Genomic DNA, 22,344 nt, shown 5'->3' with positions numbered 1-22,344 from the left:
AATGAGCGAATATTTATCAATTCAACACATTCAAAAACAGTTTGATGCATTTACAGCGTTAAAAGATATTTCTTTTACTGTGAAAAAAAATGAGTTTGTTTGTTTATTAGGCCCAAGTGGCTGTGGGAAAACGACGTTGCTTCGCATTTTAGCGGGACTAGAGGAACCAACGACTGGCAGTATAGCTGTGAATGGAAAAGATATTACAGCATTGCCTCCTGGAAAGAGAAACTTCGGAATGGTTTTCCAATCGTATGCTTTATTTCCGAATTTAACAGCACTTGAAAATATTGAATACGGCTTAAAGACAAAAAAATATGGGAAAGCAGAAGTGAAAGAGAAAGCGCTAGATGCGTTAAAACTTGTAGATTTGCTGAATGTAAAAGATAAATATCCTGCTCAAATGTCTGGTGGACAACAGCAGCGAGTAGCACTTGCACGTGCGCTCGCTCTGTCTCCAGATATTTTGTTACTCGATGAGCCGTTATCAGCTTTAGATGCAAAAGTGCGTGAAAAATTACGTAGGGAAATGCGTGATTTGCAAGAGAAAATAGGAGTAACGACGATTATGGTAACGCATGATCAAGAAGAGGCATTAACGATGGCTGATAAAATTGTTGTAATGAATCATGCGGAAATTATGCAGATTGGAACACCAGAGGAGATTTATCAAAGACCAGCCAATCCGTTTGTGGCAGATTTTATTGGTTCTATTAATTTCTTTTCGAAAAATAACGAAGAACATGCAATTCGTCCTGAACATGTAACAATTGTACAAAAGGACGGTATTAAATCAGTTGTGGAAAGTATGGAATTTCGCGGATCTGTATATCGGACGGAAGTGCGAGTCTTAGAAGAAAACACACACCTTTATAATGAGAAAATTGTAGTGGATATATTAGCATCAGAAGTAGAAGCAACGGCTATTAGAAAAGGAAAGCCGATTCAAATCTCTTTCTCAGAAAATCATATGTTGTCATATGGAAAGAAGGTCATTGTATAGATGGAGATGTTAGAAAACTATAAGGTAGAAAGTACGAAAAAAAAGATTAAGAGAAGTATAGGGAAAGAGGAATGGATCCAAAGGCTCGTAATTATCGGTATGATTTTTTCTTTCCTTATCATACTTGTATTACCGCTATTACAACTATTTACACAAGCTTTTTATAATAAAGATGGAGTTTTCGTTGGTTTATCGAATTTCAGTAAATATTTCACAACACCAACTTTAGTTCAGTCTTTACAAAATACAGTATGGATTTCGGGCGCAACAACAATTATTTCAGTTGCAATCGCATTCGTTTACGCATATGCAATTGCCCGTACGAATGTTTTTGGAAAGCGTGTATTTCAGTATGTAGCGTTATTACCATTGTTTGCACCAACGATGATGCACGGTATAGCACTTACATATTTATTTGGTAATCAAGGGCTAGTAACGAAAGGAATGTTTGGTTTATTTGAAGGTATACAAATCCCTTTATATGGACCAGTAGGAATTGTAATAGCTGAAGTTATGTATACATTTCCGCAAGCCTTTCTCATATTGCTAATTGCCTTTCAAGGATCAGATTATCGTTTATATGAAGCTTCTAATATGTTAGGAGCCAGTAAAACAAAGCAATTTTTCACGGTTACTTTACCTAGTGTAAAGTACGGATTAATTAGTGCAATGTTTGTTGTGTTTACACTTAGTTTTACTGATTTTGGGGCACCAAAAATTGTTGGTGGGCAATATAATGTGCTTGCTACTGACGTATACAAACAAGTAATTGGACAGCAAAATATGCCGATGGGTGCAACTGTCGGAATGATTTTATTAATCCCAGCTATATTCGCATTTGTAGTTGATCGTATTACGCAAAGAAAGCAGGCGAATTTCTTATCTTCAAAAGCAGTACCATACAGAATAATAGCTAATAAGAAAAGAGATGTAATCTCATTCATATATTGTAGTGTGATTACCCTTATGATCATTCTATTATTTGTTGCAGTTGGTATTGCTGCAAGTGTGAAAGTATGGCCATATAATATGAGTTTTACATTTGAGCATTTTAATTTTTCAAGTTTAACAGGAGATGGACTTGAAGCATTTAAAAATAGCGTAATTGTTTCAGCAGTTACAGCAGTTATTGGGGCGATTTTAACATTTGCATTCGCATATGCAATTGAGAAAATAGACCAGCTACAATTTTTTAGAAAAACAGGTTACTTTTTCTCTATAGTGCCGTTAGCGATACCAGGTTTAGTACTCGGATTAGGATATGTCTTTTTCTTTAGTCAACCAACGATTCAAATTCTTGGACTATCAGTAACGAATCCGTTTCATTCTTTATACGGAACAATCGCTGTATTAGTACTAGTAAATATCATTCATTTTTATTCTGTAACATTTGTCACGGCAACGACTGCCTTAAAGAAATTAGACCGAGAGTTTGAGCTTGTTTCGCAGTCGATGGGTATTCCGTTTTATAAAACATTCTTCCGAGTAACAGTACCAATGTGTTTACCAGCAATTTTAGAAATGGTAATGTACTACTTCGTAAATTCAATGGTAACTGTATCGGCAGTTGTATTCCTATATGCAGCTGATTTTAAACTAGCTGCCGTATCAATCGTAAATATGGATGATGCAGGAAATGTAGCGCCAGCAGCTGCAATGAGTGTACTTATTGTTGTTACAAATATTGTAGTGAGAGTTGTATATGAATGGGGAACGAAAGCACTTCGTAACCGAACTTCACAATGGCAAAAAAGATAAGTAAGAAGGGTGATGGACAGAATGAAAATTGAAGCAGTTATTTTTGATTGGGCAGGTACGACGGTTGATTACGGATGCTTTGCACCGCTAGAAGTATTCATGAAGATTTTTCATAAACGCGGCGTTGAAATTACAGCAGAAGAAGCACGTAAGCCAATGGGATTATTAAAAATAGATCATGTAAGGGCACTAACAGAAATGCCTCGTATTGCGGATGAGTGGAAGCGTGTCTTCGGTCAATTACCAACAGAAGCAGACATTCATGAGATGTATGAAGAGTTTGAAGAAATTCTCTTTTCTATTTTACCAAGTTATGCTACGCCGATTGATGGGGTAAAAGAAGTAATCGCTTCTTTACGTGAGAGAGGCATTAAAATCGGTTCAACAACGGGCTATACGAGAGAAATGATGGAAATTGTAGCAAAGGAAGCAGTGTTACAAGGATATAAACCTGATTTTCTTGTTACGCCAGATGATGTTCCAGCAGGCCGTCCATATCCATGGATGTGCTATAAAAATGCAATGGAACTTGGTGTGTATCCGATGAACCATATGATAAAAGTAGGGGACACAGTATCAGATATGAAAGAAGGTAGAAATGCTGGAATGTGGACAGTTGGTGTAATTCTTGGAAGTAGTGAGCTTGGTTTAACGGAAGAGGAAGTGGAGAGTATGGATTCGGTAGAGCTTCGTGAAAAAATAGAAATAGTTCGTAATCGGTTTGTTGAAAATGGGGCTCATTTTACGATTGAAACGATGCAGGAGCTCGAAAACGTAATGGAACATATCGAGAAACAAGAACTTATTATTTCATAAAAGGGGCACGGGATCATGAATGAAAATCACTACTTATTATTAACACCAGGACCATTAACGACAACAAAATCAGTAAAAGAAGTTATGCTATACGATTGGTGTACGTGGGATGATGAATATAATACGATGGTGCAAGAAGTAAGAGCTAAACTTGTATCGTTAGCGACGAAGGAAGAAGAGAAATATACAACAGTGTTAATGCAAGGAAGCGGTACGTTTTCAGTTGAAGCAGTAATTGGTTCTGTTATTCCGGCAAATGGGAAGCTTCTCGTTTGTACAAATGGTGCGTACGGTAAGCGAATTGTGCAAATGGCAGAGATGTTACAGATTGATGTAGTGATCAGTCAAACAGAAGAGTGGGAACCTACTAATATTGTAGAAGTAGAAAAGTTATTGCAAGAAGATAAAGAGATTACGCATATTGCAGTTGTTCATTGTGAAACAACGACAGGAATTATAAATCCAATTGTAGATGTATGTAAATTAGGACAACAGTATGGAAAGGTTACAATTGTTGATGCGATGAGTAGTTTCGGCGGGATTGAAATAGACATTGCTGATTTACAAATTGATTTTTTAATTAGTAGTGCAAATAAGTGTATTCAAGGGGTTCCTGGATTCGGATTTGTAATCGCAAAACGTGATGAATTATTGAAGTGTAAAGGGCAAGGACGCTCTTTATCTCTTGATTTATATGATCAGTGGGAAACGATGGAAAAACAAAATGGGAAATGGCGTTTTACTTCGCCTACACATGTTGTACATGCTTTTTATCAAGCGCTACTTGAGCTAGAAAAAGAAGGTGGAGTAAGAGCGCGTTACAATCGATATTACAACAATCAAAAACTACTAGTGAATAGAATGGGAGAAATCGGATTTAAGCCACTAGTAGATAAGAAATATCAATCTCCTATTATTACATCTTTCATTTATCCAAAAGAGGGGTTTGAGTTTCAACAGTTATATAACGAATTAAAGCGTTATGGATTTGTTATTTACCCTGGGAAAATTTCGAAAGTAGATACGTTCCGCATTGGAAATATCGGTGATGTACATGAAGAAGATATTAATCGCTTAGTTGATTGTATGGCTAAAGGAGCTGTTATTGGGTGAAAGTATTTTGCTTAGGTGGAGCAGGTAAAATTTGTCGTGAAGCTATTTTGGATTTAGTTCAATTTTCATCTTTTGAGACGATTACTGTAGCCGATTTTAACGAGGAAGAGGGCCGTAAAGTAGTAGAATGGCTCAACGATCCTCGTGTTGATTTTGTAAAAGTAGATGTAACGAATCACGAGGATACGGTTGCAAAAATGAAAGGTTATGACATTGTAATGGACGGTACGACGATAAAGCTAAACGGATTGTCGACTCGCTGTATTGCAGAAGCAGGCTGTCACGGTGTGAACTTAAATGGATTTGGTGAAGAAAATGAATCGCATGCTATATTTGTTCAAAATGAAAAAACATGTTTACCTGGATTTGGCATGACGCCAGGTGTAACGCAAATGATGGCAATGCATGCAGCAAATCAACTGGATACTGTAGAGTCCGTCCGTGTAAGTCACGGTTCGTATCGTCCGATTGCTTTTTCTGCTTCAATTACAGAGACAACGACATATGAATATGATCCACATTTATCATCGCGTATAGTGTATGAAGATGGTGAATTTAAGCAAGTACTTCCGTTTGCGCGTCCGAGAGAAATAGAGTTGCCAGCGCCTTATGGTAAGGCAACACAGTATATCATTCCGCATTCTGAAACGATTACGTTAGCAAAGGCACTAGAAAATAAAGGTGTCAAACTGATAGAGACGAGAGGAACTTGGCCAAAGCAAAATATGCAACTTGTACGTGCTTTATATGATTACGGCATATTGCGTAATGATCAGATTGAAATAAACGGGAAAGAAATAGGAATTATGGATTGTATTTCGCAGTATTTATTGCAATCGAAAGAAGGTCAAGAAACAGAGCTTTATGGTTATGCACTTCATGTAGAAGTAATAGGTATGAAAAATAATGAGAAGCAAAGACATGTGTTATATCATACACATCCGTTATCTGATGGTTCTGTTGTAGGATGGGAAAAATTAAGAGCGTATACGAGAAACGTCGGTATTCCATTTGGTGTTGCTACAGAGTTAATTGCAAATGGAAATGTAAATAGGGTGGGTGTTGTTACGCCTGAAGAAGCCTTTGAAAATCCACAATTGATTTTTGATGAGCTAGCAAAGCGCGGTATTCATATTCATGAAGAAGTTTCTACTTATAAAGAAAATTATAACTTTGTATAAGTAAGGAAGTTTATAAGGGAGATATAAATGAGGTGAAGCTATGTCTGTAGTAGGAGAAGAAAGAAAGCGAACCATTCTTGAAAAGGTAGAATTTAAAGGGAAAGTAAAGGTCTCAGAATTAGCGAGAGAATTTGCTGTATCAACAGAAACGATTCGTCGATATTTAGAAGAATTAGATCGTGAAAAGAAGCTGAAAAAAGTGTATGGTGGAGCTGTTCAACTTCCAGGCGCTGGAGTAGAGGCACCAATGTTAGAAAGAGAAATGCTACATATAGAAGAGAAGAAAAGAATTGGTTATAAAGCAGCGACATTTGTAGAAGATGGTGATGTCATTGCAATTGATGATGGAAGTACACCGCTTCAGATGGTTCCATACCTTGTTCATCGTAAGAACTTAACAATTGTAACAAGTTCATTTCCAGTCGCAACACAATTAATTTCTTCTATTAATAAAAAGATGTTTCATGGTGAAGTTTTATTTATAGGTGGAAAAGTATCTCCAAAGCATTCGCGTGTATCAGGGTCTATTTCTCAGCAAGTCATACAGCAATTCCATTTTCATAAAGCGTTTGTTTCGATTGATGGGTTATTACCTAGTTTTGGAGTTTCCAGCTTTGAATTAGAGAAAGCGAAATTGTCAGAGGCGATGATGAAATTAGCTGAGAAAACATATATTTTATGTGATCATACGAAGGTAGGCGTGAAAGGGAATTATCGTATAGCAGCAATTTCGCGTATTCAACACGTAATTTGTGATAAAAAAATGCCATATAGCTTTGAAGAAGAACTTATGAAGCATAATATTCAGTGGACAGTTTGTTAAATACAGTGAAAGCACATAAACTCCCACCTAATTTTTAGGAGGGAGTTTTATTATCTGTAAATCGTAAAATAAAAGATTTGCAGTTATGCAAAAAGTGGACACATTTTCTCACCTCTTTCATATAATTTACCAATACAAAAAAAGTTGGTCGAAGGAAAGAAGGGAGAACATGTCAGAACGAATATATAATAAACTTGTATTGTACGCGAATATTTTGCAAAAAATAGGTGTCATCAATGAGAAGGAAAAAAGTGAAATTCTTCATACGATAGGTAAAAAAGCCCTTTGAATAAAGGGCTTTTTTATTTTGTACCTTTAAAAATATAAATTTAATGTAATATTCTCATTGACAATGATAATGAGATTCATTATCATTTATTTGTGATTAATTGATAAATGTTATCAATTGTGAAAATTATATATGATAGGGGATATTATTTTGAAAAAAAATTATATGAAGGCGCTAGTAGTAGCGACAACATTAGCGATTCCATTTGCTACGTACTCTACTCCAGCATTAGCGGCATTAAAAGTTGAAGCAAATCAATCGGTAGCAGCAGCGAGTGATCGCACGTATGATACTGAGATTAAAATATATAAGGACCAAAAAGATGAGCCATCTATGGTTTCTCAATATATAAAAAATCCTAAAGTAACGATTGCAGCTGGCAAAAAAATTGTCACTGTAACAATGCAAGATAGCGATTATTTTCAATATCTTAGAATAGAAGATAAAAACCAGCCTGGTGTATTTCATGATGTGAAGGTTTTGTCAGAAGATAAGAGGAAGAATGGAACGAAGGTAGTTCAATTTGAAATTGGCGAGTTTGAGAAGAAGCACAATATGCAAATGCATATACTTATTCCAGCTATTGGATATGATCACAAATATCAAGTTCAATTTGAAATTAAAGATCCAACTGTAGGTAACAAAGAAACAGAGAAACCAGATGATAACTCTAATTCAGGAAATACGGAAACGGATAATCCAGTTGATAATCAAAATATGATAACAGATAACAAATTAAGAGAGCTTGTTAATAAAAAAGTATTTAATAGAAAAGATTTAAATACACCAATTACGAAAGAAGATTTATTACAAGTAAAGGATTTGTTTTTAAATACAAATGAGATACTTGATTATAGTGCATTAAAATATATGCCAAATTTAAAATCTTTAACAGTTGCGAATGCGAAGATAAAGGATCCGTCGTTCTTTGCGAACTTAAAGCAATTAAATCATTTAGCTTTGCGTGGTAATGAATTTGCAGATGTAACGCCACTTGTTAAGATGGATAATTTAGAATCCCTTGATTTAAGTAATAATAAAATTACAAACGTTGCACCACTAACTGAAATGAAAAATGTAAAAAGTTTATTTCTATCAGGCAACCAAATAGAAGATGTAACAGCATTAGCGAAAATGGAACAACTAGATTACTTGAATTTAGCAAATAATAAAATTACGAACGTTGCTCCATTAAGCAATTTGAAAAATGTAACATACTTAACTTTAGCAGGTAATCAAATTGAAGATATTAAACCGCTTTATACGTTACCGTTAAAAGATTTAGTATTAACACGTAATAAAGTGAAAGATTTATCAGGCATTGATCAATTGAATCAATTACAAGAGCTATGGATAGGGAAAAATGAAATAACAGATGTTACTCCTCTAAGTAAGATGACACAGTTGAAAATTTTAAACTTACCCAACAACGAGTTAAAAGATATTACTTCATTATCAAGTTTAGTAAACTTACAAAAGCTTGATTTAGAAGCGAATTATATTTCAGACTTATCACCAGTTAGTAATTTGAAAAAATTAGTATTTCTAAGTTTTGTTGCAAATGAAATCCGTGATGTCCGACCAGTTATAGAACTAAGTAAGACGGCTTATATTAATGTCCAAAATCAAAAAGTATTTTTAGAGGAAACAGAAGTAAATAAAGAAGTAAAAGTACCTATATATGAAAAAGATGGTGAGATTTCTACGAAAATCCGTCTGAAGAGCGATAATGGTACGTATAGTAATGGTGTAGTGAAATGGAGTACACCAGGTGAGAAAGTATATGAATTTGGTTTGAAAGATCCATTCGCGGATACAGGAATCTTCTTTACAGGATCTGTTATTCAAAATGTAGTAGAAAGTAAAGACGGTAATACATCTAAAGAAGATGAGAAAACAGAAGTGGTAGAATTTAAAGATGTACCAAAGGGACATTGGTCAGAAGAAGCAATTAATTACTTAGCGAAAGAAAAATTATTTATAGGCTATGGAAATGGTGAATTTGGATTTGGTGATAACATTACTCGTGGACAAGTAGCACTTCTAATACAAAGGTATTTAAAATTAGAAAATAATCTAGAACAAAAAACGGCATTTACAGATACGAAAGGAAATATGTATGAAACGGCTATTGATGCAGTGGTTCAAGCTGGAATTATGACAGGCTATGGAAATGGTATGTTCCGTCCGGATGGAGTATTAACTCGATATGAAATGTCAGTAGTACTACAAAGAGTATTTCAGTTAAAAGAAAATGAAAATAGTGCAGAGAATTTTAAAGATGTACCAAATGGCCATTGGGCGAAAGGATATGTGAAAGCTTTAGTGGATAATAAAATATCAAAAGGCGACGGGGAAGGGAATTTTTTAGGAGATAATTTCGTAACACGTGAACAATACGCACAGTTTTTGTATAATGCAATAAAGAAATAAAGTGAAACTTTATTCAGTGGGGGTTTTGTTCATTCCCCACTGATTAGTAGCCCTCACCAATCGGGCTGCCCGTTAATGCGGGATAAAAAATGAGGAAAATACGCTATTCTTTAATTAAAGAATAGCGTATTTTTTATGTGCAAAATGAAATAGGAAATAGATAGGAGTATAGACATATGAATAGCCTATTTTAAAGAAGAACCACGAAACTATATTGACAAAAAAGCGTTCTCATGTGATAATTCAATTAAATTTTTAGAATAATCAAAAAATATTCCTTTTACATAGAAAGGATTCGAACCTTATATGAATATTATGCCGGGGGTGACGAAATGTTATTTTTTCTGAAGAAATGGAATGAATTAAAAGATGTGAAATCTGAATTGGCACTTCGTGATTGGTTTTATGGTACCAAAATTAGCTTATCGCTATGTACGTCAAAAGAGCCGTTAACATTTTTAGTAAATGTTGAGGGAAGAGATAAAGGGCTATTTTCGGAAGAAGATTTTATTGTCGTAAATTGCATGTGCGAGTCAGTATTTGAAAATGAAGAAAAACCAGCTGCAGAGTCATTTATGCATGCGGATATTTATAAAAAAAGTAGTGCAGGATGTATTTTACAAGTGCAGACTGTAGATAGTCATTTAATATCAGAGTTATATGGGGAAGAAGGAGAAGTAACGTTCGATAAACGCAGTGTGGAGCGTGTTTTCGGAAAAGAAGGTATAACAGAAATGACAATTCCAATTGTAGAAGATGAAAAAAAATTCGCTGATTTATTAGAAAGCAATGTTCCGAATTTCATTGAAGGTGGAGGAGTAGTTCTTGTTCATAATTACGGCATGATTGTGTGGGGAAAAACGCCAGAAGAAGCGAAAAAATGGCTAGAGGGTATAGAATATTTAATGAACTATCATGTAAAGTTATTAATGATTAAGGGTGCAAGGAGCTCTGTTATATAAAAATGGATGTGATATGGATACAAGTTAATAAACAAATGAAAGCGTTTTAAAAATAATTTCACTCATAAAATATAGGTCTCCTTATTATATATAGATTACATGTTGACATGTAAGGAGGAACATATTTTGCGAGTTAAATATCATTTTCTGCCAAAGCAGCAAGTAACATTTTGCAAGATAAATGATTCTGGTGAAGAGGCACTGCAAATGATGAACGAAACGGGATTTCGAGCCATCCCGGTATTAGCAGAAGATGAGAAGAAATTCACGGGGATTATTTATAAAGTAGATTTATTAGAAAAAAAATGCAATAGCGGATTAGAGCATGTAAGTGCAGGGGATATGCTTGATGATTCCAATGCATTTATTTTTGAAAAGGATTCATTCTTCAGAGCTTTTTATGTAATTCGTCGGCTTCCGTTTTTAGCCGTGCTAAATGATTATAATGAATTTGTCGGTATGTTAACGCATTCGAATATATTTGATGTTATTGAAGATTCATTTGGTATGCGAACAGGTGGTTATATATTAACAATTGCAACACAAGATTGTAAGGGAACGATTAAAGAGCTTGGGACATTGTTAAAAGCATATAATATCGGTGGCCTATTTACGTTAGATAACGGTGATCAATATATCCGCCGCGTTATTGTAAATATATCAGATGAGTTAGATGAAACAAGATTAAAGCAATTAATCGGAAAAATAGAGAAAAAAGGATTCAGAGTGAGTCATGTAGATTATATTTAAGTTAAAAAAAGTACCTATCTGTTATATATAGATAGGTACTTTTTTGTCCCGCCATTTGTGGGCAGTAAAATCCGAGCCTCAAAATTCAGCGCAAGTAAAGAAGTTAAGTGGGGGGACGGATTGCCCATAAAAGCCCAATTGGTGAGGGCTGATTATATGTGAGTAATGAACTTTATTTTGAAACAGGAGGCGGGGATAATGCTAGATCAGATAAGAAAATAAAGTCTGCATGCTCACGAATTTTAGGGATAGAAGTTTCAATAACGCGTGATGTAATTTCACCTGGAGGGCCCACATGCCCGATAGCTACCATAATAGGTTTTTCTTGAATTTTTTTGATGAGTAATTGGGCTTGTTTTGAAATATGTCCTGCTGTATACACATCATCAAAAAATAGTTGGTTTTCAATAATAGGAACTCCTAATTCCTTTCCGATTTTTGGGACGACACTATTAGGATTCGTTTTACTATCTAAGTAAAATAAACCGTGTTTTTTACAAGCAGCAAGTATAAGGCGAACAATTCTTTCATCCGCTGTTACTTTTGACCCCATATGATTGTTCATTCCAATTGCATGCGGTACTTCTTGAATCGCTTGTTCAAGTCGGTTGTTTATTTCTTCATCGCTTAAATCAGTTGTAATTGCTTTCGGCCCAAGCCATTCTTTTTTACCTTTTATAGGTTCCATTGGCATATGTATAATAACTTCATGGCCTTTCTTATGGGCAGCTATTGCATCTTCTTTTGTGGAAGGAAGAAAAGGCATAACAGCAACAGTGAGTGGAATGGGAAGTGATAACATTTGATTAGTCCCCTTCATATTATTTCCGAAATCATCAATGACAATAGCAACTTTATTCGTATGAGCATTTGCTTGAATAGGAAATAAGAAGGACGGTAAAAACAAAACAATGATGAGTAATGCAATCGTATATTTTCGCATATAAATATTTCCTTTCTATTGTTATCCCGCTATTTGTGGGGAGTAAGACTCCCACCTCAACATTGGGCTGGATAGGTGGGAGATTCACTGCCTACCCGATTGGTGAATACTAATAATCAGTGGGGGCTGAACAAAAAACACTGATTAAAGTTTCACTTTATCAATCATCATTATGTTTTGCTTTTTTATATAAATTAAACAAAAAATGTCGAAGAAAAGTAGGTGGAAAATTAAGAATCACCGGTTTACGTAGCATTTATAAAAAAACAAGATGAAAAAAATGTCTATTATTGCGAATGTATTTACAAAGATAGAATAATTTGTAATAATTCTCAAAGTGAGGGTAAAGATTTGTAAATTACAGGGAGAAAATGTTAAAATTTCTGATTCTTCAAATTTGCATATGATTAAGTAGTTAAAAAAGTCAATGGAGAAGTGAAGTTAAGAGCATGGAAGTATAATAAGGGGGATATGGATGTTTACTGTAAAAAGGAAGTACACATTAGAAAAGCTTTCACGTGATATTCATATGAAACGTGAAGAAATGATTCAACTAGGATTAACAAGTGGGCTAAATAGTAGGGAGACAATTCAAGTTAGTCAAGAATTGGACAAGCTTATTTTACAATATCAATGTTATAAAGAAAAACAAACACCGAAATGGTTTTCAATTATAAAAATACCTATTTTCCAAATCGGGTATGAAGGAAAATCAAATAATTTTTGGCGAATGCTTGTGGCTGGTTTTATGAAATAAGTATAATTACCCTTATAGGATAAGGATAATTATACTATGTGTAACGGAATTTCGATATGAACTGTTGTTCCTTCGTTTTCTGTACTGTCAATAAAAATATGCCCATTATACATCTCTACAATTCGTTTACATATGACAAGTCCAAGACCTGTTCCAGTATCTTTATTAGTAAAGAACGGATGAAAGAGGTGTTTTTGAATATGTTGCGGAATCCCTTTTCCAGTATCTATAATCTGCAATTGTGCGTGTGTTTCATTGTTTTTTACTACAATGGTTAGTGTATCACTAGAAGTCATGGCCTCAATTGCATTTTTTGTAATGTTTAAAACCACTTGTTTCATATGGTCTTTCGAACAACGGATATGAACAGGATGGTCTGGCAAATGTAAATGGAATACAATGTTATGTAAATTCGCCTCAGATTGAATAATTAATGCTACCTCATTTAGAATTGTTCTTACATCATACGTTTGTTCGATGATGGCGGTTGGCTTTCCGAGAATAAGAAATTCACTTACAATTTCATTGATTCGCTCTATTTCTTGTTCAATTACGGAAAAGTAGAACTGATCTTGCTCATCTTTATATTTCTCTTTTAATAGAGCGACGAGCCCTTTAATTCCAGTAAGAGGATTACGGATTTCGTGTGCTGTACTCGCTGCAAAAGTTCCAACTAATTCAATTTTCTGTAGTTCATTTTGTTGTCTTTCAAGTTTTGTTTGCCGTTTTAACAAAATATATTGAGCAAGTAAAAATAAAATAGACATTAAAAATAAAGTAGCTATACACTCTATTGTAACCCACTGGTATAAGGTTTTTTGATGAATAGGTAATGGAGAAACAGAGACCTTCCAATTTAATCTTTGGAGTGGGGTAGTAAGCATATTAGAATGCGTATCACTTGTGTCGTTATTATCATCGGTTAGAAAAACTACATCATGTTTATCAGTTACCTCAAAATGGTATTGTGGTTTAATGGCATTTAAAGAAGATGAAATGTAATCAAAGCGTAAACTAGCTAATAATAATCCTGAGAGCTCCTTCTGTTTATTAAATATGGGGGCAGCAATTATAATAGCTTTATGTCCAAGAACGCGATCAGTAATGACTGATGATACAGTGGTTTTTTTAGTTTGGAGCGCGTCTTGAATATATTTACGGTCTGAAACATCTATAGGCTTTGATTCATCTTCAGATGCGATTGTAATGACTCCTTCTGGTGTAGCGTAATATAGACCAGAAAAGCGTGCATCGTTTCCATCTGTATCATGTACAATTTGTTTAATGCCATTTATATTACCAGTCTCGGTGCCTACAACTTTTGCAAGCATGTCTAAAGCAGAAATTGCTTCACCAAGATGATGATCCAAATAATCTCTATATAAAAAGAGAACTGTATGAGCAGATAATTTGTTTTCCTGTTTCATTTTATATGTATGATACGAATAAAATGTAGCACCAATCCCTATTGTCGGTAGGATAACAAGCAATATATATACAATTATGCTTTGGAATTTGACTTTCAAATGTGGTACTCCTTCTTTTTTTATTATCATTATATATAAACTATGTTAAAATTGTCATGTTTTTATTCAAGAATGATTCTTAATATATTAGGGGAGAGGAAATGGATGAGTGAATGCTCATTCGGAATTCACATGAAGTATGAAGTGGCATTTTCTTTTTATTGCTGAGAATTTAAGTGAAGGGTTGAAAGTTGTATGACATCAAATAATGAACGAGAAGATATTTCTCAATCTTTAAAAGTATTTATTGCATTATCTCGTGTACATCGTTCTGTTATGGATACTACAAATAAATCTATACAAAGTAACGGATTAAATCCAACTGAATTTGCTGTATTAGAACTGCTATATCATAAAGGCGGTCAACCACTTCAGCAAATTGGTGAGCGTATTTTAATAGCTAGTGGCAGCATTACATATGTTGTAGATAAGCTGGAGAAAAAGGGATTAGTAAAGAGAATTCCATGTCCGAATGACAGACGTGTTATTTACGCGCAATTAACTGAGTCTGGCGAGAACTTTATTGCTTCTATTTTTCCGGGGCATGAGAAAGTTATACATCAGTCTTTTGAAATGTTAACGAAAGATGAAAAAGATGAATTACTTGATTTATTAAAAAAAATTGGGAAGTATGAAAAATAATATGTTCCAAAGGAGCTTTGGATAAATAAATCCAAGGCTTTTTTTATTTGTAATGAACTCAGGGCAGTCACTGCCGAAATTTGTTGAAAATTAAGAGGGAATTCAAGAATACGTATTGAATTATAATAAAGGTATGTAATGGAGAGGAGGCTCGTTCATGTCATTTAAAGACTATGAATATAAACGCCCAAATATTGAAGAGTTAAAAGAGAAATTTACTGTTGCTTTAGAGAAGTTTGATAACGCAAAAACTGTAGAAGAACAAAAACAAGTCATTCATTCAATTAATGAGATTCGCAACGATTTTGGTACAATGGGAAACCTTTGTTACATTCGCCATTCTGTTGATACGACGGATACTTTTTATAAGGAGGAGCAGGATTTCTTTGATGAATTCTCTCCAGTTGTACAAGGATATGGTACAAAATATTATAAGGCACTCATTAATTCTCCATTTCGTGAAGAATTAGAGGCGTATTATGGAAAACAATTATTTGCTCTAGCAGAATGTGATTTAAAAACATATTCAGATGAAGTCGTGAAAGATTTACAATTAGAAAATAAATTATCATCGCAATATACACAGTTATTAGCATCTGCAAAAATTGACTTTGCTGGAGAAGAAAGAACGTTATCGCAACTGATTCCGTTTATGCAAGGAAAAGAAAGAAGCGAACGTAAAGCAGCAAGTGAAGCATACTACGGATTTTTAGCTGGAAATGAGGAAGAACTAGATCGTATTTATGATGAGCTTGTTAAAGTGAGAACGAAAATCGCAAAATCTTTAGGTTTCAAAAACTTTGTTGAACTTGGATATGCAAGAATGTACCGTACAGATTATAATGCGGAGATGGTGGCTAATTACCGTCAGCAAGTGCTAGATTATATCGTTCCCGTTACAACGGAATTAAGAAAGCGACAACAAGCACGTATCGGTGTAGAGAAGTTAGCTTATTACGACGAAAACTTTGAGTTTGCTACAGGTAACCCAACTCCAAAAGGAGATGCGGATTGGATTGTTGATCATGGAAAGACAATGTATAAAGAGTTATCGGCTGAAACAGATGAATTTTTCAATTTCATGCTAGATAATGATTTATTAGATTTAGTTGCGAAAAAAGGAAAAGCTGGTGGCGGATATTGTACATATATTGAGAATTATAAAGCGCCATTTATTTTCTCAAACTTCAATGGAACATCTGGTGACATTGATGTATTAACACATGAAGCAGGTCATGCCTTCCAAGTATATGAAAGTCGTAAATTTGAAATTCCAGAATATAATTGGCCAACATATGAGGCGTGTGAAATCCACTCTATGAGTATGGAATTCTTTACATGGCCATGGATGAAGCTATTCTTTGAAGAAGATGCAGATAAATATTACTTCTCTCACTTAAGTTCAGCACTTCTGTTTTTACCTTATGGTGTATCTGTTGATGAATATCAACATTATGTATATGAAAATCCTGAAGCATCACCTGAAGAGCGTAAGACAGCATGGCGTAACATAGAGAAGAAATATTTACCACATCGTGATTATGAGGAGAATGATTATTTAGAGCGCGGTGGTTTTTGGCAACGTCAAGGGCATATTTATAGCTCACCGTTCTATTATATTGATTACACGCTTGCTCAAATTTGTGCGCTACAATTTTGGAAACGTGCAAGAGATAATAGACAAGAGGCGTGGGAAGATTATGTGAATCTGTGCCAACAAGGTGGAAGTAAATCGTTCTTAGAATTAGTAGAGGTTGCAAATTTAACATCACCATTTGCTGAAGGCTGTGTGAAAAGTGTTATTACAGAAATTGAAGCATGGTTACATGCGATTGACGACACAAAATTGTAAAAAACATGCGCTTTTTTCACATGTTTAACATCGACATAATGGGAAAATGATGAGATAATAAAAGAAAATTCAGAATACTGAAGGGGTGTTTCTAATAAGGAGCACCTCTTTTCACCAACAAAAGGGGGGAACAAGTATGCTTCAATCTAATATGGATGTAAGTTTAGAAAGTTTAGTAAACTCATTACAGGCTACTCGAAGCACGCTATTATCAGAAATTGAAATGTTAAATGACACAGAAGTGAATGTAAAGCCACGCCGTGATAAATGGAGTATTATTCAAATTTTACACCACTTGCATTTAGTTGAACAATCTGTCACGTCTGCCCTTGTATATGCTTTACAAAAAAATGAAAGAAACATGACTCCATTTAAAGACCTCCAACTTACGCTTGATCGCACACATAAACGAGAAGCTCCTCAGCAAATGCAACCAACAGAAACTTTAATGAAAAAACAGCAAGGAATTCAATTACTAGAACATTCACGCCAAGAACTATTACACGCGCTTCATAGTGTTATAGATGAAAAAGATTTATTTGAAAATGGATTAAAGCATCCTGTTTTTAATGATCTGAATTTGTATCAATGGGTTCAATTTCTTGATTTGCATGAACAAAGACATCTTACGCAGTTAAAAGAGGCGAAACATGCAATTTTGCAACGCTAAAGTGGAAGAAGTGGGAAACCACTTCTTTTTTGATACGTGCATAGTTTTCTTTCTTATTTTGGAATACTACATGGAGAAAGAAAAGAAGGAGTTGAAAAAACATGTCTAAGAAGAAGCGAGAAGAAGAGCGCGCCTGGAAAGCACGTAAAGAAAATCAACAACCGCACGGAAAAGTGAAAGCTTTTGCTGAATTAGTTGAAGGAACAGAAAAAACGTGATGAGTATTTCATCACGTTTTTTGTATGAGTGGAAAAGTTAATAAAAAGGTTGTACCGATTCCTTTTTCACTTATAATATCAATTTTTCCATTCATAGCTTGAACAACACTGAATACGACCATCATTCCAAGTCCAGTACCTTTTTCTTTCGTTGAATAAAAGGGCGAACCAAGACGTTTTACTTGTTCTGAATCCATACCGACTCCTGTATCTTTTATATATAACTGAATATGCTTATGATCAGGAACTAATGTGAAATAAAGATCACCGCCTTTTGGCATAGCCTCAATGCAATTTTTTAAAATATTTAATAAACATTGATTTAGTTTTTGCTTTTCTCCAGCGATAAAAAAAGAAGTGCTTTGCTTTATATAATGAGTACGTACATTTGTTAAATTAGCAAGCGGTGTAATTAACGACAATGCATGTAGTAATTCTTCTTCTAACTGTAATGTTTGTTCTTTTTCAATGCTTGGTTTAGCAAAGGTTAAATAATCTGTAAGAACATGATTTGCTTGTTCGATGCCATTAATGGCAATGTCGATATATAATTTTCGTTCCTGCTCAGTGCATGTATCTGATTGTAACAGTTGTAAAAAACCTTTCGTTGAAGTTAATGGATTGCGAATTTCATGAGAGATAGACGCTGCCATTTCACCAATTAAATGAAACTTTTCAGCATTTATAAGTTCGTTTTGGAGACGAACTTGAGTTTGTAATATGTGTAGTAAATATAAAATTAGAATCGTACCAAGCATTGAACATAATTCATACACAATAATATGCGGTATATAATCAGTCTTATTTGTAACCTTTGAAAGGAAGAAGGGTATCCAACTAAATCCGTATGTGAGACTGTAGATAATAGCAAGTGTTATTTTTATACGATTAGAAGTTCGATTGAAAAATTTATATGTTAATAATAGAACAATAAATAGAAGAACAGAACCGATAAGAGATGGGAAAACACCTATCCCACCTAATAATAAGCGATATATGTTTAATACAACTAAGATAGAACCACCAGCAATAGGCCCTCCCGTTAATGTACCGACAATTAATACAATATGGCGCATATCAAATTGAAAACCATTATTTGTTTTTGCTGCAAATGTAATACAGAGTACGGTAGCAAGGCAACAGAGTACAATGAATATAGCTGAATTTAATTTAGGAGAGCGTTTCCCTTTTTGATTCCAAAATAAATGATATACGAGCATTGTAATCAGGATGAATAATATATTTAAAAAGAGATAAATAATAAAGGGTTTCAGTGGGATGCCTCCTCTCTTCTTATATTAAATTAATCATACTATAAAATGAAAGAAATGAAATAATAAATAGCTGAAAAATCAGAAATTTTTACGCTAGTATACAATATGTTACAATAAGCTGTGTCAATGAAAGAAGAAATTCCGTGCACCGCGCGGGAGAGGTTCGCGAACTCCCTCTATAAAAAACTATGGAAACAACAATATCCTTAGGTATTGTTTTGTTTTTTTATTGTGACAGTTCAAGAACGTTCTTTCTTCTTATTTATAGTAGAGAAGGAGAATGAGTGAAATGAAAAAAGAAAAAGCAGTTGTTGTTTTTAGTGGAGGACAAGATAGTACGACATGTTTATTTTGGGCAATAGAGCAGTTTGCAGAGGTAGAAGCTGTAACGTTTAATTACAATCAACGTCATAAGCTAGAAATTGATTGTGCAGCGGAAATTGCAAAAGAACTAGGAATAAAGCATACGGTACTAGATATGAGTCTATTAAATCAACTTGCTCCAAATGCTTTAACGAGAACGGATATGGAGATTACACATGAAGAAGGTGAATTGCCATCGACATTTGTAGATGGACGAAATTTACTCTTCTTATCATTTGCTGCTGTATTAGCAAAACAAGTTGGAGCACGTCATATTGTAACGGGTGTATGTGAAACTGATTTCAGTGGTTATCCAGACTGCCGTGACGTGTTTGTGAAATCGTTAAATGTTACTTTAAATTTATCTATGGATTACCCGTTTGTCATTCACACGCCACTTATGTGGATTGATAAAGCTGAAACATGGAAATTATCAGATGAACTTGGAGCATTTGAGTTTGTTCGAGAAAAAACATTAACATGTTATAACGGAATCATTGGTGATGGTTGCGGTGAATGTCCAGCATGTCAACTTCGTAAAGCAGGATTAGATACGTACCTACAAGAACGCGAAGGAGCGAACAACTAATGGATAACTTTTTTGGATTTCGCATCGTAGAGAATTTGCAAAAAATGGACAAGGATATTCAGCGTAAACAACTCAAATACCATAATAAAAGAGTAATGGTCAGCAAGGAATTTACATTTGATGCAGCACACCATTTACACTGTTATGAAGGGAAATGTAAAAACTTACATGGTCACACATATAAAGTTGTATTTGGAATTAGTGGATATGTAAATGAAATAGGTCTTGCAATTGACTTTGGAGATATAAAAGAAATTTGGAAGAATGAAATAGAAATTTATCTAGATCATCGTTATTTAAACGAAACGTTACCTGCAATGAATACGACTGCTGAAAATATGGTCGTTTGGATTTATGAAAAGATGGCAGAAGCACTAACAAAAGAGAATCGAGTGAACGAATATAAAGGAGCTCGCGTTGAATTTGTTCGTCTATTTGAGACGCCGACTAGTTATGCGGAAGTAAGACGGGAGTGGATGCTTGATGAGTAAAATCCCTGTCTTAGAAATATTCGGTCCGACTATTCAAGGTGAAGGAATGGTTGTAGGGCAAAAGACAATGTTTATCCGTACAGCTGGTTGTGATTATAGCTGTGCTTGGTGTGATTCTGCTTTTACGTGGGATGGATCAGCTAAAGATCAAATTAGACAGATGACACCAGAAGATATTTGGGATGAGCTTGTTGCAATTGGAGGAGAAAATTTTTCTCATGTTACGATTTCAGGTGGAAATCCGGCATTACTGAAAAATATTGAGTTTCTTCTTTCTATATTAAAAGAAAATGGAATGCGAACGGCAATTGAAACGCAAGGGAGTAAATGGCAAGATTGGTTACTTCAAATTGATGAGATAACAATTTCTCCAAAACCACCAAGTTCAACGATGAAAACAGATTTTCAGAGGTTAGATGCTATTATTCAGAAACTAGCAGGAAAAGATATTAGTTTAAAAGTAGTAGTATTCGATGATCATGATTTTGAATATGCAGTTAAGATGCACGAACGTTATCCAAAGGTACCATTTTTCTTACAAGTAGGAAACGATGATACAAAAACAGTGGATGATGCGATGCTTATAAAAAAATTATTAGATAAGTATGAATGGCTGATTGATAAAGCTGTAAATTGTAAAGAGATGAATGATGCAAAAGTATTGCCTCAGCTTCATGCGTTAGTATGGGGAAATAAGCGCGGCGTATAACGAGAAGGGATGTTTAAAATGACAGGAAGATTAGATGAAGATTTAAAAGATGTAACATTACTAGGGAATCAAAATACAAAATATTTATTTGAATATAGCCCAGAAATATTAGAGGTATTTGATAATAATCATCCAAACCGTGATTATTTTGTAAAATTCAATTGTCCTGAATTTACAAGTTTATGCCCGAAAACAGGACAACCAGATTTTGCAACAATTTATATTAGCTATATTCCAGAGCAAAAAATGGTAGAGAGTAAATCTTTAAAGTTGTATTTATTTAGTTTCCGCAATCATGGTGATTTCCATGAAGATTGCATGAACGTTATTATGAACGATTTAATTAAATTAATGGATCCACGTTATATTGAGGTATGGGGGAAATTCACACCACGTGGTGGTATTTCAATTGATCCATACTGCAACTACGGGCGCCCAGGGACGAAGTATGAACAAATGGCTGATTACCGCATGATGAACCACGATCTATATCCGGAAACAATTGATAATCGTTAATAGAAAGAAAGGGCCTGTATAGTATACAGGCCCTTTCTTTCTATTATATTATGCATTTTGATTAATGACAGTATAGTTTTTATGACTTACAACTGTAAGAGGTTCCATATCTAGTTCTCTAAAATTCTTCATAATTGTTATATCAACAATAACAGAGTTTTGATTTACTTTTTGAACACGGCCTTGCATTCCACCTTTAAATTCGATGATATCTCCAGTTTCTGCGATCTGCATAAGCAACTCTCCTTGTTACAGTTTTCCCAAAAAAAGAATAAATTTGGGTTTTTTTATTTCCTCCTATTTTGAACCATATTTCCTACTTTGTAAATGTTTCCAAAGTAAAAATTCGAAAAATATTCACTTTTTGTAAGAAAATATGTAGAAAATCCATGTTTTTTGAAAAAAATAGCAAAAATGCGAGAATCTTTATATCGAGGTATAATGAAAAAGTAGAATAACCTGCTGAAGTGGGAGAAATTAGAGGCGGTAAAATGATGTTTGAATTTGTGGGGAGTGTTATAGCTTTAATTTTATTTTTATTTTCTTATATGCATTTAAAAAAGATTCGTCAATATGATACGAGTACATATTTTGATGGGATGGATGGTATCCATGCTTCGATAACACATGATAATGGTGGGGAGATGTAAAGGTATATAACTTTAT

23 protein-coding genes and 1 riboswitch are annotated in these 22,344 nt (G+C 34.3%); of the genes, 19 read left to right on the top strand and 4 right to left on the bottom strand.

The features are described 5' to 3' along the window. The first annotated feature begins 1 nt into the window (after position 1). From GBN91_RS08965 to cbpA, 9 genes are all read left to right on the top strand, one after another. Positions 2-1,003 (top strand): putative 2-aminoethylphosphonate ABC transporter ATP-binding protein, encoded by a 1,002-nt coding sequence (locus tag GBN91_RS08965; protein ID WP_000006189.1) that lies wholly within the window; start codon positions 2-4, stop codon positions 1,001-1,003. Then, positions 1,004-2,761, top strand: a complete 1,758-nt coding sequence (locus tag GBN91_RS08960; protein ID WP_000425523.1) for a putative 2-aminoethylphosphonate ABC transporter permease subunit — start codon at positions 1,004-1,006, stop codon at positions 2,759-2,761. A gap of 21 nt (positions 2,762-2,782) precedes the next feature. After that, positions 2,783-3,577: a phosphonoacetaldehyde hydrolase gene (gene phnX / locus GBN91_RS08955; protein ID WP_006917745.1), complete on the top strand. Its 795-nt coding sequence runs from the start codon at positions 2,783-2,785 to the stop codon at positions 3,575-3,577. A 15-nt stretch (positions 3,578-3,592) separates the two neighbouring features. After that, the gene (gene phnW / locus GBN91_RS08950; RefSeq protein ID WP_001004775.1) at positions 3,593-4,690 is read left to right on the top strand and encodes a 2-aminoethylphosphonate--pyruvate transaminase; all 1,098 of its coding nucleotides are present in this window, start codon (positions 3,593-3,595) and stop codon (positions 4,688-4,690) included. Then, entirely contained in the window at positions 4,687-5,871 is a 1,185-nt protein-coding gene (locus tag GBN91_RS08945; RefSeq protein ID WP_000862165.1) for a saccharopine dehydrogenase family protein, read from the top strand. The genes phnW and GBN91_RS08945 overlap by 4 nt, the downstream gene beginning before the upstream one ends. A 40-nt stretch (positions 5,872-5,911) precedes the next feature. Continuing rightward, positions 5,912-6,694 carry a DeoR/GlpR family DNA-binding transcription regulator gene (locus tag GBN91_RS08940; protein WP_000117668.1) on the top strand — a complete coding sequence of 261 codons (783 nt, stop codon included), beginning with the start codon at positions 5,912-5,914 and terminating at the stop codon, positions 6,692-6,694. A 421-nt stretch (positions 6,695-7,115) separates the two neighbouring features. Continuing rightward, a complete protein-coding gene (locus tag GBN91_RS08935; protein ID WP_086411850.1) occupies positions 7,116-9,416 on the top strand; it encodes an NEAT domain-containing leucine-rich repeat protein in 2,301 nt (766 codons plus the stop codon). Positions 9,417-9,748: 332 nt separating this feature from the next. Beyond that, complete coding sequence (locus tag GBN91_RS08930; protein ID WP_000896006.1) at positions 9,749-10,378, top strand: class II aldolase/adducin family protein; 630 nt, start codon at positions 9,749-9,751, stop codon at positions 10,376-10,378. Positions 10,379-10,504: 126 nt separating this feature from the next. Continuing rightward, positions 10,505-11,128 carry a cyclic di-AMP binding protein CbpA gene (gene cbpA / locus GBN91_RS08925; RefSeq protein WP_001264208.1) on the top strand — a complete coding sequence of 208 codons (624 nt, stop codon included), beginning with the start codon at positions 10,505-10,507 and terminating at the stop codon, positions 11,126-11,128. Between the two features lie 172 nt (positions 11,129-11,300). Here the strand turns inward: cbpA and GBN91_RS08920 are convergent, their stop codons facing one another. Then, the gene (locus GBN91_RS08920; protein WP_001234119.1) at positions 11,301-12,071 is read right to left on the bottom strand and encodes a divergent polysaccharide deacetylase family protein; all 771 of its coding nucleotides are present in this window, start codon (positions 12,069-12,071) and stop codon (positions 11,301-11,303) included. A 475-nt stretch (positions 12,072-12,546) separates the two neighbouring features. Here GBN91_RS08920 and GBN91_RS08915 point away from each other — a divergent pair, with 475 nt between their 5' ends. Next, complete coding sequence (locus GBN91_RS08915) at positions 12,547-12,828, top strand: aspartyl-phosphate phosphatase Spo0E family protein (protein WP_000495536.1); 282 nt, start codon at positions 12,547-12,549, stop codon at positions 12,826-12,828. A gap of 29 nt (positions 12,829-12,857) precedes the next feature. On the opposite strand, the gene GBN91_RS08910 is transcribed toward GBN91_RS08915, so the two are convergent. After that, entirely contained in the window at positions 12,858-14,354 is a 1,497-nt protein-coding gene (locus GBN91_RS08910) for a DUF3149 domain-containing protein (protein ID WP_025687770.1), read from the bottom strand. A gap of 195 nt (positions 14,355-14,549) precedes the next feature. Between GBN91_RS08910 and GBN91_RS08905 the strand changes: the two genes are divergently transcribed. The 4 genes from GBN91_RS08905 (at position 14,550) to GBN91_RS29215 (ending at position 17,736) form a co-directional block, all read left to right on the top strand. Further along, positions 14,550-14,996, top strand: coding sequence for a MarR family winged helix-turn-helix transcriptional regulator (locus GBN91_RS08905; protein WP_000203336.1), 447 nt, complete (start codon positions 14,550-14,552; stop codon positions 14,994-14,996). A 157-nt stretch (positions 14,997-15,153) separates the two neighbouring features. Beyond that, positions 15,154-16,848, top strand: a complete 1,695-nt coding sequence (locus tag GBN91_RS08900; RefSeq protein ID WP_000008577.1) for a M3 family oligoendopeptidase — start codon at positions 15,154-15,156, stop codon at positions 16,846-16,848. A gap of 136 nt (positions 16,849-16,984) precedes the next feature. Next, the gene (locus tag GBN91_RS08895) at positions 16,985-17,518 is read left to right on the top strand and encodes a DinB family protein (protein WP_000941961.1); all 534 of its coding nucleotides are present in this window, start codon (positions 16,985-16,987) and stop codon (positions 17,516-17,518) included. A gap of 101 nt (positions 17,519-17,619) precedes the next feature. After that, positions 17,620-17,736 (top strand): DUF6254 family protein, encoded by a 117-nt coding sequence (locus GBN91_RS29215; protein WP_000038355.1) that lies wholly within the window; start codon positions 17,620-17,622, stop codon positions 17,734-17,736. Positions 17,737-17,747: 11 nt separating this feature from the next. Here GBN91_RS29215 and kinB read toward each other — a convergent pair whose 3' ends face one another. Next, on the bottom strand, positions 17,748-18,956 hold the full coding sequence (gene kinB, locus GBN91_RS08890; protein ID WP_000964151.1) for a sporulation sensor histidine kinase KinB: 1,209 nt from the start codon (positions 18,954-18,956) through the stop codon (positions 17,748-17,750). 206 nt (positions 18,957-19,162) lie between these two features. Next, positions 19,163-19,206: riboswitch (PreQ1 riboswitch) on the top strand. A gap of 93 nt (positions 19,207-19,299) precedes the next feature. Between kinB and queC the strand changes: the two genes are divergently transcribed. The 4 genes from queC to queF are packed head-to-tail and all read left to right on the top strand — an operon-like array spanning position 19,300 to position 21,678. Then, positions 19,300-19,962, top strand: a complete 663-nt coding sequence (queC, locus tag GBN91_RS08885; RefSeq protein ID WP_000711595.1) for a 7-cyano-7-deazaguanine synthase QueC — start codon at positions 19,300-19,302, stop codon at positions 19,960-19,962. Next, complete coding sequence (queD, locus tag GBN91_RS08880) at positions 19,962-20,453, top strand: 6-carboxytetrahydropterin synthase QueD (protein ID WP_000368414.1); 492 nt, start codon at positions 19,962-19,964, stop codon at positions 20,451-20,453. The genes queC and queD overlap by 1 nt, the downstream gene beginning before the upstream one ends. Continuing rightward, positions 20,446-21,162: a 7-carboxy-7-deazaguanine synthase QueE gene (queE, locus tag GBN91_RS08875; RefSeq protein WP_000036294.1), complete on the top strand. Its 717-nt coding sequence runs from the start codon at positions 20,446-20,448 to the stop codon at positions 21,160-21,162. Before queD ends, queE begins: the two co-directional genes overlap by 8 nt. An 18-nt stretch (positions 21,163-21,180) precedes the next feature. Further along, complete coding sequence (gene queF, locus GBN91_RS08870; protein WP_001986050.1) at positions 21,181-21,678, top strand: preQ(1) synthase; 498 nt, start codon at positions 21,181-21,183, stop codon at positions 21,676-21,678. 48 nt (positions 21,679-21,726) lie between these two features. On the opposite strand, the gene GBN91_RS08865 is transcribed toward queF, so the two are convergent. After that, the gene (locus tag GBN91_RS08865) at positions 21,727-21,912 is read right to left on the bottom strand and encodes a YkvS family protein (RefSeq protein WP_001165082.1); all 186 of its coding nucleotides are present in this window, start codon (positions 21,910-21,912) and stop codon (positions 21,727-21,729) included. Positions 21,913-22,145: 233 nt separating this feature from the next. On the opposite strand from GBN91_RS08865, the gene GBN91_RS28785 reads away from it, so the two are divergent. Continuing rightward, positions 22,146-22,328 carry a hypothetical protein gene (locus GBN91_RS28785; RefSeq protein WP_002023607.1) on the top strand — a complete coding sequence of 61 codons (183 nt, stop codon included), beginning with the start codon at positions 22,146-22,148 and terminating at the stop codon, positions 22,326-22,328. Positions 22,329-22,344 lie beyond the last annotated feature (16 nt).

The sequence above is a fragment of the Bacillus sp. B1-WWTP-T-0.5-Post-4 genome (assembly GCF_009183795.1).
Taxonomy (GTDB): Bacteria; Bacillota; Bacilli; order Bacillales; family Bacillaceae_G; genus Bacillus_A; species Bacillus_A cereus.
The sequence above is the reverse complement of the archived record's forward strand: the minus strand, read 5'-3'. Positions and strand labels throughout refer to the sequence as shown.